The 15275-nt window shown below is 64.5% G+C and carries 14 protein-coding genes; 8 read left to right on the forward strand and 6 right to left on the reverse strand.

The genetic code is table 11. The features are described 5' to 3' along the window. Window positions 1-35: 35 nt before the first annotated feature. Genes QUV21_RS07475 through QUV21_RS07485 form a run of 3 tightly spaced genes read left to right on the forward strand, consistent with a single transcriptional unit; the run spans window position 36 to window position 2052 of the window. Entirely contained in the window at window positions 36-950 is a 915-nt protein-coding gene (locus QUV21_RS07475; protein WP_300854011.1) for a histone deacetylase family protein, read from the forward strand. Continuing rightward, window positions 947-1186 carry an exodeoxyribonuclease VII small subunit gene (locus tag QUV21_RS07480; RefSeq protein WP_300854012.1) on the forward strand — a complete coding sequence of 80 codons (240 nt, stop codon included), beginning with the start codon at window positions 947-949 and terminating at the stop codon, window positions 1184-1186. Before QUV21_RS07475 ends, QUV21_RS07480 begins: the two co-directional genes overlap by 4 nt. After that, window positions 1183-2052 (forward strand): polyprenyl synthetase family protein, encoded by an 870-nt coding sequence (locus QUV21_RS07485; protein WP_300854013.1) that lies wholly within the window; start codon window positions 1183-1185, stop codon window positions 2050-2052. The genes QUV21_RS07480 and QUV21_RS07485 overlap by 4 nt, the downstream gene beginning before the upstream one ends. A 30-nt stretch (window positions 2053-2082) precedes the next feature. On the opposite strand, the gene QUV21_RS07490 is transcribed toward QUV21_RS07485, so the two are convergent. Next, window positions 2083-2754, reverse strand: coding sequence for a hypothetical protein (locus tag QUV21_RS07490; RefSeq protein ID WP_300854014.1), 672 nt, complete (start codon window positions 2752-2754; stop codon window positions 2083-2085). Between the two features lie 383 nt (window positions 2755-3137). Here QUV21_RS07490 and dxs point away from each other — a divergent pair, with 383 nt between their 5' ends. Next, complete coding sequence (gene dxs / locus QUV21_RS07495) at window positions 3138-5051, forward strand: 1-deoxy-D-xylulose-5-phosphate synthase (protein ID WP_300854015.1); 1914 nt, start codon at window positions 3138-3140, stop codon at window positions 5049-5051. A 19-nt stretch (window positions 5052-5070) separates the two neighbouring features. On the opposite strand, the gene QUV21_RS07500 is transcribed toward dxs, so the two are convergent. Then, window positions 5071-5838: a sulfite exporter TauE/SafE family protein gene (locus QUV21_RS07500; RefSeq protein WP_300854016.1), complete on the reverse strand. Its 768-nt coding sequence runs from the start codon at window positions 5836-5838 to the stop codon at window positions 5071-5073. 115 nt (window positions 5839-5953) lie between these two features. After that, entirely contained in the window at window positions 5954-6820 is an 867-nt protein-coding gene (gene pip / locus QUV21_RS07505; RefSeq protein WP_300854163.1) for a prolyl aminopeptidase, read from the reverse strand. On the opposite strand from pip, the gene QUV21_RS07510 reads away from it, so the two are divergent. Next, entirely contained in the window at window positions 6773-6913 is a 141-nt protein-coding gene (locus QUV21_RS07510; protein WP_300854175.1) for a hypothetical protein, read from the forward strand. The two genes, pip and QUV21_RS07510, sit on opposite strands and share 48 nt — an antisense overlap. Window positions 6914-6997: 84 nt before the next feature. Next, on the forward strand, window positions 6998-7735 hold the full coding sequence (ubiG, locus tag QUV21_RS07515) for a bifunctional 2-polyprenyl-6-hydroxyphenol methylase/3-demethylubiquinol 3-O-methyltransferase UbiG (protein ID WP_300854017.1): 738 nt from the start codon (window positions 6998-7000) through the stop codon (window positions 7733-7735). Here the strand turns inward: ubiG and QUV21_RS07520 are convergent. Further along, the gene (locus QUV21_RS07520) at window positions 7725-8963 is read right to left on the reverse strand and encodes an aminotransferase class I/II-fold pyridoxal phosphate-dependent enzyme (RefSeq protein WP_300854018.1); all 1239 of its coding nucleotides are present in this window, start codon (window positions 8961-8963) and stop codon (window positions 7725-7727) included. The two genes, ubiG and QUV21_RS07520, sit on opposite strands and share 11 nt — an antisense overlap. A 209-nt stretch (window positions 8964-9172) precedes the next feature. Between QUV21_RS07520 and QUV21_RS07525 the strand changes: the two genes are divergently transcribed. Further along, window positions 9173-11218, forward strand: a complete 2046-nt coding sequence (locus QUV21_RS07525) for a S8 family serine peptidase (protein WP_300854019.1) — start codon at window positions 9173-9175, stop codon at window positions 11216-11218. A 12-nt stretch (window positions 11219-11230) separates the two neighbouring features. On the opposite strand, the gene QUV21_RS07530 is transcribed toward QUV21_RS07525, so the two are convergent. Next, window positions 11231-12451 carry a phosphatase PAP2 family protein gene (locus tag QUV21_RS07530; protein WP_300854020.1) on the reverse strand — a complete coding sequence of 407 codons (1221 nt, stop codon included), beginning with the start codon at window positions 12449-12451 and terminating at the stop codon, window positions 11231-11233. 156 nt (window positions 12452-12607) lie between these two features. On the opposite strand from QUV21_RS07530, the gene QUV21_RS07535 reads away from it, so the two are divergent. After that, window positions 12608-14227: a hypothetical protein gene (locus QUV21_RS07535; protein ID WP_300854021.1), complete on the forward strand. Its 1620-nt coding sequence runs from the start codon at window positions 12608-12610 to the stop codon at window positions 14225-14227. A 9-nt stretch (window positions 14228-14236) separates the two neighbouring features. On the opposite strand, the gene mgrA is transcribed toward QUV21_RS07535, so the two are convergent. Then, window positions 14237-15271, reverse strand: coding sequence for an L-glyceraldehyde 3-phosphate reductase (gene mgrA / locus QUV21_RS07540; RefSeq protein ID WP_300854022.1), 1035 nt, complete (start codon window positions 15269-15271; stop codon window positions 14237-14239). Window positions 15272-15275: the final 4 nt, after the last annotated feature.

Genomic DNA, 15275 nt, shown 5'->3' on the forward strand with positions numbered 1-15275 from the left:
AAGGTAAAAACGACCTGCCGGGGAACCCAAGCAACATGACATGCACCGTATTCGTCCATAGCGATTGCGCACGACATGTAACCCCGCCCGGCCACCCCGAGCGGGCAGAGCGGCTGGCGGCGGTGGAGAAGGGTCTTGCCGGGTTGGCGGTGACGCGGCGCGACTGTCCGATGGGGATGGAAGCGGATGTGCTGCGCTGCTATCCGGCGCGCTATCTGGACAGGGTTCGGGCGGCGATTCCTGATGAGGGCTGGACGCAACTTGACGGAGACACTTTCCTGTCGCCGGGATCCTTTGACGCGGCAATGCGGGCGGTTGGCGGCATCTGCGCCGCGGTGGATGCGGTGGTGACGGGAGAGACGAAGACGGCCTTTGTCGCCGGGCGCCCGCCCGGCCACCACGCCGAACGGGAAACCGCGATGGGGTTTTGCCTCTTCGGCACAGTGGCAATCGGGGCAAAACGGGCGCTGGATCATCACGGTCTTGGTCGCGTGGCGATCGTGGATTTCGACGTGCATCACGGCAACGGCACGCAGGATCTTTTGTGGGACGAAGGCCGGTGCCTGTTCGTCAGTTCGCACCAGATGCCGCTTTATCCCGGCACCGGGCGGGCCGATGAACGTGGCGCGCATGGGCAGATGCTGAACGTGCCGCTGCGGGCTGGTTCGGGCGGCAAGTCGATGCGTGACGTTTATGAGCGGGTGGTCTTTCCGGTGCTTTCGGCCTGGAAGCCCGAGCTTCTGCTGATCTCGGCCGGGTTCGATGCCCATGCTGACGATCCGCTTGCCGGGCTGGAATGGCAGGCCGACGATTACCGCTGGCTGACCGACCGTCTGTGCGATTTCGCTGGTGGGCGGGTGGTCTCGACACTTGAGGGCGGCTATGATCTGGATGCGCTTGCGGCCTCGGTCGCGGCGCATGTGGGCGTGTTGGAGGAGCGGGGCCGATGAGCGACAAACCCATCGAAGCGATGACATTCGAAGAGGCGATGGCCGCGCTGGAGCAGGTCGTGGGCGCGCTGGAACGGGGCGAAGTGCCGCTGGACCAGTCGATTGCGCTTTATGAACGCGGCGCGAAGCTCAAGGCGTTCTGCGCCGAAAAGCTGAAGGACGCCGAAGAAAAGGTGGAACTGATCCGGGCGCAGGAAGGCCGCGCCGTCGGGACGACACCGGCGGAGGGGATGTGACCTTTCCCGAACGGCTGGCTGCGGATGCGGCCTTGATCGAGGCGCATCTTCTGGCAGCGCTCGCGGGCCGGGCCGACCAGCCGGTGACCGAGGCGATGCGCTACGCGCTGCGCGGTGGCAAGCGGCTGCGGGGGTTTCTGGTGCTTGAAGGCGCGCGGATGTTGGGGGTTCCCGAGGCCAGCGCGCTTTCGGCGGCGGCGGCGATCGAGGCCTTGCACGCCTATTCGCTGGTCCATGATGACCTGCCCTGCATGGATGACGACGACCTGCGCCGGGGCCAGCCCACCGTGCATGTGAAATGGGATGAGGCGACGGCGGTTCTGGCGGGTGATGCCTTGCAGACGCTGGCGTTTGAATTGCTGTGCGACCCGGCGCTTGGATCGGCCGAGGTGCGGCTGGCGCTGGTGGCAGGCCTTGCGCGGGCCTCGGGCATTGATGGCATGGTGCTGGGGCAGGCGTTGGACATTGCGGCGGAAACGGCGGGGCGGGCGTTGACGCTGGACGAGATCACGGCATTGCAGGCGGGCAAGACCGGAGCGTTGATCGGCTTTGCGGCCGAGGCAGGGGCGGTGATTGCCGGGGCGGACCGGGCGCCTTTGCGAGCCTATGCGGCGGCGCTGGGCCTCGCCTTCCAGATAGCGGACGACATCCTGGACGTGACCGGGGACGAGACCAAGACCGGCAAGCGGCTTCGCAAGGACGCGGAAGCCGGCAAGGCGACCTTCGTATCGCTCATGGGGCTGGAGGCGGCGATGCGAAAGTCACGCGACCTTTCCGCCGAGGCCGAAGCTGCCCTGGCGCCCTACGGCGCAGGCAGCGCAAACCTTCTGGCTGCCGCCCGGTTCGTAGTCGAGCGGCAGTCATGATCATTCGCGGCCCGAAGTCTTGCGGCGCCCTCAGATCGACCCGGAGTTCCCCCTGAGCGTCTCGACAAGGCTGGTGACCAGGCCCGGATCGAACTTGACGGGGCCCGAAGCGCCGGGGTCGGGCGCGAACAGAATGACATCGTCGAAGGCCAGGGCCATCTTCGTCGCCGACTGCTTGATCGTCGGATCCGCACTGCGCATCAACGAGTCAAGCTGCCCGCGAGCTACCATCAGCAGGCCCCAGGCCTCTTGATAGGCGACGACATCCGTCATGCCCGATGGATCAAGCAGGGCCGTTGCGGCCTCTGCCGTCTGGATCACCGCCTTCGTGATGTCCTGCTCTGTCGGCTTCAGCGCCTGCTTGGCCAGCAGCAAACCGCCTTGCACACCGTTATAGGCGCTGTTGACCGCGTCCCTGTCCTTGGCTTCTTCAAGCGCGATCAGCAGCGGCTCCAGATCGGGTGCCCCTGACTTGGCCAGACCGTCCTTGATTGCTGGAAAGTTGTCGTGACGCGGATGGGTGAAGTGCGAGCCTTCGGCGCTGACCAGCCCATCCTTGAGAAAGAGCTGGCCGAGGAGCAAGTCACGTTCGATACCGATCAGTCCGGCCATCAGGGATACCGTCTCGTCGTTGACTTGAACCCGTGCAAACGGATGATCTTGCTGCGGTAATACAATCAAGGGCAGAACGGGACCGGCCATAAGCGCTGCCGGAACCGTGGAAAGGTTGACTGCCAGACCGACCGCCAGACACCACATTATGGGGCCGGGTCGGCAATTGGGATCTGCAAGACTGACTGGGGCGAGAAACATGACATTCTCCTACGGAATTCGAATGGTTTGCATATTTGCACTTCAAGGACACAAGACGGGCTAGGGGTTTACCCGCATTCCCGACACCTCAAATCTGGAAAATGTGTCAATATTTTGAGATTCGTCGGCTTGGATCTGACAATCTAGGCGCGAGTGACCCATCTTGACTCGGCTATCGCGTCGCAGTGTCGCAACGCCGCGCCTTGCTTGGGCCTGATTGCTCCCTGCCGGAATTCCGTCTAGACCGGCATTCCAGTGCAACAGGTTTTCTCATGCCCGAACGCCCCGTATTCCCCATGCTTGACCGGGTTCGCCTGCCCGCCGACCTGAAATGTCTGAGCGACCGGGAATTGCGTCAGCTTGCCGATGAGTTGCGGGCCGAAACCATTTCCGCCGTTTCCGTGACGGGCGGCCATCTGGGCGCGGGTCTGGGCGTGGTGGAACTGACGGTGGCGATCCATGCCGTCTTTGACACCCCGCGCGACAAGCTGATCTGGGATGTGGGCCACCAGTGCTACCCGCACAAGATCCTGACCGGGCGGCGCGACCGGATCCGCACCTTGCGGATGGAAGGCGGGCTTAGCGGTTTCACCAAGCGGTCGGAAAGCCCGTATGACCCGTTCGGGGCCGCGCATAGCTCGACCTCGATCTCGGCAGCGCTGGGCTTTGCGATGGCGGCGGAACTGGGCGGCGACCCCGGTGATGCGATTGCGGTGATCGGCGATGGCGCGATGTCGGCGGGGATGGCGTTTGAGGCGATGAACAACGCGGGCCACCTTGGCCAGCGGCTTTTCGTCATTCTCAACGACAATGAAATGTCCATCGCCCCGCCCGTTGGCGCGTTGTCAGCCTATCTGTCGCGGCTTTACGCCGAAGCGCCGATGCAAGACCTGAAGCAGGTGGCGAAAGGGTTTGTCAGCCTGTTGCCGCAACCCCTGCAAGAGGGGGCGAAGCGGGCCAAGGACATGCTGAAGGGCATGGCCGTGGGCGGAACCTTGTTTGAATCTCTGGGGTTCGACTATGTCGGCCCGATTGACGGCCATGATCTGGACCAGCTTTTGCCGGTGCTGCGGACGTTGAAGGCGCGGGCGACGGGGCCGGTCCTGCTGCATGTGCTGACCAAGAAGGGCAAGGGCTATGCCCCGGCCGAAGCCGCACGCGACCGTGGTCATGCGACCGGCAAGTTTGACGTGCTGACCGGGGTGCAGGCCAAGGCGGTATCAAACGCGCCTTCCTACACCAAGGTTTTCGCGCAATCGCTGCTGGCCGAGGCCGAGCGGGATGAAAAGATCGTCGCGGTGACGGCGGCGATGCCGGATGGCACCGGGCTGAACCTGTTCGCTGACCGCTTTCCGAAACGTTGCTTTGATGTGGGCATCGCCGAACAGCACGCGGTGACGTTCTCGGCTGCGCTGGCGGCGGGCGGGATGAAGCCGTTCTGCGCGATCTATTCCACCTTCCTGCAACGCGGCTATGATCAGGTGGTGCATGACGTGGCGATCCAGCGCCTGCCGGTGCGGTTCGCCATTGACCGGGCGGGGCTGGTGGGGGCTGACGGGGCGACCCATGCCGGGGCCTTCGACGTGGCTTTCATGTCCAACCTGCCGGGCATGGTGGTGATGGCCGCCGCTGATGAGGCGGAACTTGTTCATATGGTTGCCACCGCCGTCGCGCATGATGATGGCCCGATTGCGTTCCGGTTCCCGCGCGGCGATGGCGTTGGGGTCGAAATGCCCTTGCGCGGGGTGCCGCTGGAGATCGGCCGCGGCCGCGTTGTGCGCGAGGGGGGCCGGGTCGCGATCCTGTCCTTCGGCACAAGGCTGGCCGAGGTTCTGAAAGCCGCCGAAGCGCTCACTGGGCGCGGGGTGGCGGTAACCGTCGCTGACGCCCGTTTTGCCAAACCCCTGGACCACGACCTGATCCTGCAACTTGCCGCCCATCATGAGGCGCTGATCACGGTCGAGGAAGGCGCGGTGGGCGGCTTCGGTTCCCACGTCGCGCAAGCCTTGTCCGATGCGGGGGTGTTTGACCGGGGCCTGAAGTATCGGTCAATGGTCCTGCCGGATACCTTCATCGACCAGGCCAGCCCCGAGGCGATGTACCGTGTCGCCGGAATGGACGCGGGCCATATCGAGGCCAAGGTGCTGGAGGTTCTGGGCGTGGCAGTGGTGGGGAAGCGGGCCTGAAGGTGACCCCGGTCTGGTGTCATCCGCGCAGAAAGGCATCAAGCGCGGGCATGCTGACCAGCGTGGCAAAAGCGATCATTGCGAGGCAGATTCGCCGGAAAGTCCGCTCACTTGCCAGACCGAACATCCTGCTGCCCGCCCACGCCCCAATGCCGTAGACCGGCGCGATGGTCGCGGCAAGGGCAAGGATCTGCAAGGTGACCAGCCCGCCCCAGACATATCCGATACCTGAAATGAATGTCGTGATCGCGAAGTAGAAGATGATGTTGGCCCGAACGACCAGCGCCGGGATCGTGCCACCCAGCCAATAGGCAATAACCGGGGGTCCGCCAATCTGTGCTGCGCCGGAAAAGAGGCCGGAGACCGCCCCCACCAGAACCGTCAGCGGTGCTTTCGGCCGACCTTGGTATCGCCAGCCCGAAACCAGTAGCCCCAGCATGAGAGCGGCAACAACGACGATTGCCCAGCGCAGGACTTCGGGGTCGAGTGTCGTGAGAAGCCAGATTCCAGCCGGGATTCCAAAGATCGCGCCCAGAACCATCGTAAGAACATCGGGCCGATCCGCCGTCCTGATCGCCTTCGGGATCATGCCTGCTGTCATTATGCCGTCAGTCACCAACAAGAGCGGAACAGCGACCTGTGGTCCCAGAATGGCGCTGGTCAAAGGGATGAAGATGAGGGCCGCCCCGAAACCCGAGAACCCTCTGGCAAGGCTGGCGGCAAGGGTGATGGCCCCAAGAAGCGCAAGGCCAGGCCAGAAATCCGTGGTCCCGAAGATATCTGCCATCAAGCCATCTCTGATGCGGTGTTGAAGCGGGATGGTATCAGGCGGCCGAGGCTTTGCCAGCGCCAACCAGGCAGGACGTCGGGCTTCGGGGCGCAGCGTCAGGGCAGGCGCCGACCTACCCGCGGCGCAACCCGTCCATCACCCTGACCAGCGCCTCGCTTATGCCCGGTTCCGACAGGGCGTGACCGGCGAGGGGGACCATCCGCAGCTCGCAGGCGTGCCAGCCGTCCGCCAGATTCCACGCTGAAATCGGCGGGCAGATCATGTCGTAGCGGCCCTGGATGATGGTGGCGGGGATATGCTCGATCCGGCGGCGCTCTTGCAGGATCCAGCCATCGCATTGCAGGAAGCCGCCGTTCTGGAAGTAGTGGTTTTCCAGCCGGGAAAAGGCGCGGGCATAATCTGACGGGCTTTCGCCCATCGGCCCTTCATGGTGGATCGAGGCGAGCGCGTTTTCCCAATTCGCCCAGATGCGGCCAAAGCGGGTTTCTTCCATCAGGTTGCCCGAAAACAGGCGGCGGTTGTAGGCGTTGATCAGGTTGTCACGTTCAGCCGCCGGAATGGCAGCGACGAAGCGGCCCCAGATTTCCGGGAAGAACGCCCCGGCCCCGCCGCCGTAGAACCACTTCAACTCGGCCTTGGTCATCAGGAAGACGCCGCGCAGGACAAGGCTCTGCACGCGTTCGGGATGGGTAATCGCGTAGATCAGCGCCAGCGTGGCACCCCAGCTGCCGCCAAAGGCGATGAAACGGTCGATCCCAAGGGCTTTGCGGATAACCTCGACGTCTTCGACCAGATGCCATGTGGTATTGGCGATGATGCTGGCATGGGGCCGTGACCGGCCACAGCCGCGCTGGTCAAACAGGATGATCCGGTAGACCGTCGGGTCAAAATAGCGGCGCATGGCAGGCGAACACCCGCCCCCTGGCCCGCCGTGAAAGACGACGACCGGGATGCCGTCAGGCCGTCCACACTGTTCCATATAAACGCGGTGTCCATCGCCCATGTCGATGACGCGCTGATCGAAGGGATCGATCGGCGGGTAAAGAAACTCGACTGCGCGCTTTTGACCTGATCTTTGATCCATCATCGCCCTATATAGCGCCGGAAGAGCCCGGTGTCGAAGGGCAATGCGTTGAAGGACGGGGCAAAGGCAGCGATGACCACGAACACAGTCGATCCCGCGGAAGTGGCCAAGTTCGAGGCGATGGCCGCCGAATGGTGGAACCCGAACGGCAAGTTCAAGCCGTTGCACATGCTGAACCCCTGCCGGCTGGACTACATCACCAGTCAGATTGCCGCCGAGTTCGGACGGGATCTGTCTGGGGCGGAACCGTTCAAGGGCTTGCGACTGCTGGATATCGGCTGCGGTGGTGGGCTCTTGGCGGAACCGATGGCGCGGCTGGGTGCGGATGTCGTGGGGGCCGATGCCGCGGCGCGCAACATCCCGGTGGCGCAGCTGCATGCCGAGCAGTCGGGGCTGAAGATCGACTACCGCCACACCACCGCCGAAGATCTGGCAGCGGCGGGCGAACAGTTCGACGTGGTGCTGAACATGGAAGTGGTCGAGCATGTGGCCGATCCTCAGGCCTATCTGACCGCGTGCCAGCAGTTGCTGAAACCGGGCGGGTTGATGATCTGTTCCACGCTGAACCGGAATCCGAAGTCCTTCGTGATGGCAATCGTGGGGGCGGAATGGGTGATGCGCTGGCTACCGAAAGGCACGCACGACTGGCAGAAGTTCATCACTCCCGACGAGCTTTATGCGCTGATCGAAAAGGCGGGGCTGCGGCCGGTGGATCGCAAGGGCATGGTGTTCAACCCGGTCAGCTGGCGATGGAGCCTTTCGGATCGTGATCTGAGCTGCAACTACGTTACCACCTCGGTCAAAGGCTAGCTTGCCGCGCCCGGCGGTCAAAGATGCGGGTCACGTCGCGGACCAGGTCGGCCAGATCGTCGATGTCGGCAAGGCTGTGCCTTGCGTTGAGTTCCAGCCGCCAGCGGGGCGCACGGGCGGCAACATGGGGTGATTGCAGCAGGGTAACCGCCACCCCGGCGCTTTCGACAAGTTCGGTCCGAGCGAGCGCGGATGTCTTCGGAAGCCTGACAGGCACCAGCGGTGAGGGGTGGCCCAAAACCGGCACTCCGTCTGCCATCAGGTGATTGCGCAGGCGCAACGTGTTGCCATGCAAACGGCGGCGAAGGCGGCTGCCTTCAGAACTTTCGGCGATATCAAGCGCGGCAAGGATGGTCGCGGCGAAGGCCGGGGACAAAGCCTTTGCCTGCACACGACCTGCGCGCAGACGGTCTTTCAGGCGTTGGTCCTGAAAAGCGGCGAAGCCCCCGGGCGCACCGAAGCACTCGGCGAAGCTGCCGACCACGATATCGGCACACCCTTGGATTCCCTGTATCTCCATAACGCCGCCACCGCCCGGCGCCATGGACCCAAGGTCATGCGTCACATCGACGATCAGCCCGGCCCCGTGCTGGCGACAGACCGCAGAAAGGGCGGCCAGATCCGCCATGGTCGAACCATAGGGCGAGATCGCTGGCACCGCGACCCAGATACGGCCCGGACCCGAAGCGACCGACAGGCGGCGCAAGCGACGCTCAACCCCCTCAACCGATCCCGGCGGAGATCGGAGCAGGCGAGCGCCCGTTGCCAAAACAGTCTCTGACATGGCCAAAACCGCACCAGAATCGACAATCACACTGTCTTGCGGGGCAAGCAGTGCGCGAAAAATGCGGCGTACCGCCTCGGTCCCCGACGGGTAGGCGACGGCGCAGCCAAGGCTCAGAAACGCGGCGATCCGACGCTCAAGCGCAAGGACCGGTGCTGTCGGGGAAGAGTCAGGCAGGATGACCGACGGACCATGCGCCCGGTCATGGAGTATGGCATCGGCCGCCCGGCGCAAGGCGGGATGGCCCGCCAGCGCCAGATAATCCTGCACCGCGAAACATCGGCGGGGCGGCACATCGGCTGTGGCGTGGAGTGCAGGCTGTCCATTTCGCGGGGCGCTGTCCCAGCCGGGCAGGCCCATCCAGCCTTTGGCAATGTCAGTCGATCCGGACCCGCGCGGGGCAGGATCAGCGACAATCCGGGACAAGGAAGAGGGCCGGGGCATGGCAACACCATTTGCGTTGGGGCGTGGGAAGGGGAAAAACCGCGAACCAGGCAAGGGGCCATGTCCGGCCCTGCTGCCAGCCTGCCCTGCAAGCAACAAAAGCTGCGCGTTAATTCCCCGTGAAAACCGCGAAATTGCCGACCTCAAGTCGCGCAGGCCCGGAAATCCTGTGCCATGCTGCCTGAAGGAAGCGGCGAGAGGTCAGGATCATGTCATTGTGGAAGAAGGTCTTGTCGGGACTGAACCATGGCGGCTACGTCGCCTGGGAAGCGGGCGTTGCCGCGGCCATGGGCAATGGCGGGCGCGACTATCTGCCGGTCTTTCTTGCTCTCAGGCCGACCACGGGCGGACCCATCACTCTGGCGGAGGCGATTGATGCCTCGTTGTCGCTGCCGGGCATCCGTTTCAGCAAGCATGAGCGTGACCTGCTGGCCACCGAACGCGCATTGGCGCCAGACGGCTGGCCACATGAGGTGCGCAGCGTGGCCTTTGTTCCGCGTGCGGTGCTGGGGCGGTTGCCCGCGTTCTGGCGTGTCTTGCAGGTTGGGCCGGGTGTGGCGATGCCTGTTGCCGATGCCGTGACTGGCGGCGACAACCTTTGCGCTCTGGGCGGAGATCTGGATCCCCTGGTGCCGGTGGCGGCGGTCATTGATGATGGAATCGGCTTTCTGAATGCAAGATTCCGCCATGTCAGAGACCATACGCGGATCAAGGCAGTCTGGTTGCAGGCGGCAGAGCGGGTTGCCGATACCCCCACCCTGCCGCATGGCGAGGTTGTCTGTGGCCGGGTTCTTGAAGGCGCCGAGATCGACGCGTTTCTGGCAGAAGCGGGGGACGAGGCCGAAGTCTACGCCCGGATCAACCGCGCGCTTTTGCCTGTGACGGATGGCGCGCTGACCAACCGGCGCACCGCGCATGGGACGCATGTGCTGGACCTTGCCGCCGGGGCCGCGCCTTGGTCAGACGATCCTCTGACCGCTGTGCCGATCCTTGCGGTGCAGTTGCCTCCGGCTTCGGTGCGGGAAACGGCGGGGCGACGGATGGAGGCCAATCTGGTGCAGGGGCTGCGCTGGATCATGGCCACCGCCCTGCGGCTTGCCAACGGGACAGATGTGCCGCCTTTGGTCGTGAACATCAGCCTTGGATCGTTGGCTGGTCCGGGGGACCGCCATGCCTTCCTTGCCGACTGGTTTGAATATGAGGTGGCCCGCCATTCACGGCTGACCGGTGGCGGCAAGCTGCGGCTGGTCATTGCTTACGGCAACGCGCGGCTGGCGCGGCTGGTGGCGCGCGACGAGATCCGCCGGTCACATCCGTTTGAGCTGATCTGGCGGCTTCTGCCGGATGACCACAGCCCCAGCCATCTGGAAATCCGAGTCGATACCAACATGGTGGCCGGAATGAAGGTGCAGCTTGTGCCGCCGCCCGGGTCTGATCTGCCTGCCTTGTCCGTTGACTGGCCCGAGGCCGGAACGGGCTGGCAATTGCCCGGGCCTGTGGCGCTTTTGGCATCGGTGGCCGAGCCTGGCGGGCAATCATTGTTGCACCTGACGCTGGGGCCGACTGTCGCGGCCGGACCCTTGCCGCCGGTATCTGCCGGGGCTTGGCGGGTCGTGTTGCAAACCACGCTGGCTGAACCGGTCCGGGTGACAGCACGGGTGCAGCGCGATGACACGCCGCCGGGCTTTCGCACCTTGGGACGGCAAAGCTGGCTGGATCATCCGCTTGGCTGGGACTGGGACACCGAGGCCCGTGGCTACGTTGCGCCACGCCCGGCTTTTGATGCCCCCGGTTGCCCGGTGACGCGGCAAGGAACCTGCGTGGCCTATGCAGGAGCCGATACCGGGGTTGAAACCTGGGGCGACGCCGGGGCGGCGGAGTCCTCGATCATCTTTGTCGGGGCTGTGCGGCCGGTTGCGGGTGATCCGGCTTCGGTGCGACCGGCGGCCTATTCCTCTGAAGGGGTGGGGCATCTGGCGCGACCCGGAGAATCGCTCGGGCCGACACTCGTGGCGATTGGCGATGATGGTGCCGCGCTTGGGGGGCTGCGCGCGGCGGGGGTTCTGAGCGGTTCTGTCACCCGGATGTCCGGCACCAGCATGGCGGCGCCGCAGGTGGCGCGGGCGTTGCTGCGGTATTTCCTGACTGTGCCGCCGGAAATGCAGACCCCAAATGCCGAGCGGCGCGCGCTGACCGGAGAGGCTGATTGGGGCAGCCCGGACCGCCGGATGGGGCATGGCACGCTGCTGGGCTGAGACAGGGGCCTGCTATTGGCCCCATTCGGCCACCGCCGCCCGCCAGAGCGCAGGCAGAAGCTGCCAGTCTTCCGCCCTTGCCAAGGTGGTGCTGCCCGACCGCCAGCCCTGCTGCGCGGTGCTGCTGATCGCGGCACACCATTTGCGCAAGGTGAAATCCCCGGACCAGTCGTTGCCGTCCGCCATCCACTCCGGAACCGGCAGCGTCGGCCCCCCGCCAAGACAATGGCCGACAAAAGCCAGTGTCACTGACAATCCCAGAAGCGCGCCATGCGCTGAATCGACAGGGTAATGCACACCGGCAACGGTGCGGTTATCTGCAATTCTTGCCGCCAGACGATAGAGAAGGATCACCGGGTCGGTCACCGGGGCCGCCTCGGCCGCTGGGGAAAGCCTGCCAAGAATTGCGTCGGTCAGCTCGGCATTCGGGGTGCCGCCGCCTGCCAGCTTCAGTGCGGCCAGCAGCGTGGCGGTGGCAAACGCCTCGGTCGCGTGGCCAGAGGGGTAGGCAGAGTGGCCGGGGGTCTCGATCACCGGCTGGATTTGCGGCGACAGGTCCACCGGGCGGGCGACCGAACACAGGTGCTTCATCCGCTGTTCGACGGAAATGACCGTGTCCAGCATCGCCTGCACCAGATGCGCGGTAAAGGGACGCCGGTTCATGCCCAAGGGCATTTGCGCGGCGAAGAATGGCAGGAAGCCGTCACTCTGCGCGATGATTTCGGGCAGGCGGTCGGCGCGCAGGTCGATTGCCGCGCGCACATCGGCCATTTGTTCGGCAATCTTGGCGGCCTCTGGCGGGGTCAGGCTGATCAGGTCGCTTTCGGTCCGCACCAGGTGGCGTGGGTTTGGCCCAGGACGCACGGTGAAAAGTGATATCCCCTCATGCGCAAGGACCGAGGCGCGGGGAAAAGGCGCAAGGCGCATCAGGCGGGTCAGGTCGTCGGCACCGTCGGCCTGCGGGACCGGAACGGTCCCATCCCAAAATCCCATCAACGCTTCGGCCGTCTGGCCAATGGCAGAGGCAAGCAGGGGAGAGGGGCCGCCGCCATGCGTTCCGTGGGTGCCGTGTGTCCCATGGGTGCCGTGTGTCCCGTGGGTGCCGTGTGTCCCATGGGTGCCGTGTGTCCCGTGGGTGCCGTGTGTCCCGTGGGTGCCATGCGTCCCCTGGGTACCATGCGTCCCATGGGTACCGTGTGTCCCGTGGGTACCGTGTGTCCCGAATACTGACATGAAGGACTCCAATCCAGATTTTCCGCAGGCTGCACCGAAATCCGCTATCGGCAAAGACAACACAACTCGGCAATTGTGGTATTGACGCATATTTCACGGAGATTGCGCCTGCCAGACCAACCGCTTAGCCTTGGTCAAAGAGGTTCGGGGTGCAGCATGTTCATACGCCTTGTGGGCGTCTTCGAGGTGCGCGATGACAGCGGGCGCGATTGCACGCCGCGCGGCGCCAAGGCGCGCGCCCTTTTGGCGATGCTGTGCCAGACACCGGATCGCAGACGGGCGCGTCGTTGGCTGGAGGCGCGGCTGTGGTCTGATCGCGGTGCCGAACAGGCCAGCGGCAGCCTGCGACAGGCCCTGATGGAAATCCGCAAGGCGCTGGGCGGCGAGGCCTCGCGGCTGGTGACGGACCGTGACACCGTGCGGCTTTCCGCGGTGCTGACCGATCTGGAGCGGGACCGGGACGCGGCGGCCGGGGCGCTTCAGTCGGGGCGTGAATTTCTGGAAGGTATCGACATCATAGACCAGGCCTTTGAGGACTGGCTGCGGGAAGAACGCGCCCGGGTGGAAAGCCAGCTTGGCATTCACCGGCCGGATCTGGCGCGGGTTGCGGTGGCGCAAACCGCGCGGTTGCCGTTCGTCATTCGGATGGGCGGGCTGCCACCGGGACTGGGGGCCTTTGCCGGGCGGGCGCTGGCCGATGCGATCGGGCGTTTGCTGGGCGAATTCGCCCATATCGACGTCTACGGGTCGGGCGGTGCGGCCATTCCGCCGGACCTGCCGCGCGAAGGCATGGCGTTGCATGTCGAGGGCGCCGAAATTCAGGACCGGGTGCATGTTCTGGTCAGCCTGTCCTCGATCGCCAGCGGTCAGATCATCTGGAACCAGCGTGCCGCAGTGCCTTTGGCCGAGGCGGATTTCATTGGCGCGGGTGACCTGCCGCCCCTTGTGTTCCAGGCGGCCGATGCGGCGCTTTCGCATTTCCCGCAACTGCTGGAATGTCAGAGCGGTCCGCGCCGGGCCAATGCGCTGATCGCAAATGCGCTGACCGAGATGTTCAGCTATGACGGTGACCGGCTGCGCAAGGCTGATCGGTTGCTGGCAGAAGCGGGGGAGATTGCAGGCTCTGCCCGAATCTATGCGTGGCGGGTGCTGGTGCGGCAGATCATGCATGTGGAGCGGATCGAGGCGGATTACCCCCGGCTGATGGCCGAGATCGATGAATATTCCAGAAAGGCGCTGGAACTGTCGAAGGCCAATCCGCTGGTGTTATCGCTGGTGGGTCTGTCGCGGGTGATGATTGACGAAAACCCCGACGCAGGGTCGGTTCTGGCGCGGGATGCTTTGGCGTTGTCGCCCTATAACGCGCATGCCCATCTTGCACAGGCAGCCGCGCTGGGCCGGACGGGTGACCAGATCGGCGCGCTGGAGGCGGCGCGGCGCGGGGCCGAGATCGCCGCCCGCACCGCCCATGTCCACTGGTGGGAGGCGCTGTCGGGTCTGGTTGCGCTGCGCTGCGAGAACCATGCCGCCGCCATCGCACATTACGAGGCGGCGCACTACCGCGCCCCCGGCTTTCGCGCGGCGATGCGACACCTCTTGTTCCTGTACCTTTGGGCCGGAGAGCGGGAAAAGGCATCGCGCGTTTACCGGGCCTTGATGCGGGTGGAGCCGGATTTCACCGTGGACCGGATCATCCATGAACCCGACTACCCTGCCGTGACCCTGCGCAAGAGCGGGCTTTTGGAACGGTACGGCGGCGAGGTCGCGGACCTTTAGTCCGCGACCTTAGTCTGACGACGACTTTGCCCAGAGGTTGATCGCCTTTTCTTCCGAAATCGCGTCGATCTGCGCCAGCTCTTCGGCGGTGAAATCAAGGTTCCGGATCGCGGCCGCGCAGTCTTCCACCTGTTCCGGTTTTGAAGCACCGATCAGCGCGCTGGTGATGCCACCGTTCGTGTCGGGCCGCAGCACCCATGCCAACGCCATCTGTGCCAATGTCTGACCCCGGGCCTGTGCCATGTCGTTCAGCCGTCGAACCGACGCTATGCCCTTTTCCACCACGGCAGGGTCAAGCGATTTGCCTTGCGTTGCCCGGCTGCCGGCTGGAATGCCGTTCAGGTATTTGTTGGTGAGCAAACCCTGAGCCAGAGGGATGAAGGCGATGGAGCCGACGCCAAGCTCGGCCAGCGTGGATTTCAGCCCGTCGGTTTCCACCCATCGGTTCAGGATGTTGTAGCTGGGCTGGTGGATCAGAAGCGGCGTCCCAAGATCCTTCAGAATGGCCACGGCTTCACGCGTGCGCTGGCTGTTGTAGCTGGAGATGCCGATATACTGCGCCCGGCCCGACCGAACGATGTGATCGAGCGCGCCCATGGTTTCTTCCAACGGCGTGTCGGGATCGAAACGGTGCGAATAGAAGATGTCGACATAGTCGAGGCCCATCCGCTTGAGGCTTTGATCGCAGGACGCAATGACATATTTCCGGCTGCCCCATTCGCCGTAAGGCCCGTTCCACATGTGGTAGCCAGCCTTGGAAGAGATGATCAATTCGTCTCTGTGCAGGCGGAAATCGGTTTTGAGGAGTTCCCCGAATGCCTCCTCGGCGGTGCCGGCGGGGGGGCCGTAGTTGTTGGCAAGGTCGAAATGGGTGATGCCGTGGTCAAAGGCTGCGCGGCAAATCGCCTGTTTGGTGGCGTGGGGCGTGTCATGGCCGAAGTTGTGCCACAGGCCAAGGCTGATGGCGGGCAGTTGCAGGCCAGAGCGGCCGCAGCGACGATAGGTCATCCGATCGTAGCGGTCTTCGCGGGGGGTGTAGGTCATGAGA

It is taken from the genome of Tabrizicola sp., from assembly GCF_030373185.1.
Taxonomy (GTDB): Bacteria; Pseudomonadota; Alphaproteobacteria; order Rhodobacterales; family Rhodobacteraceae; genus Tabrizicola.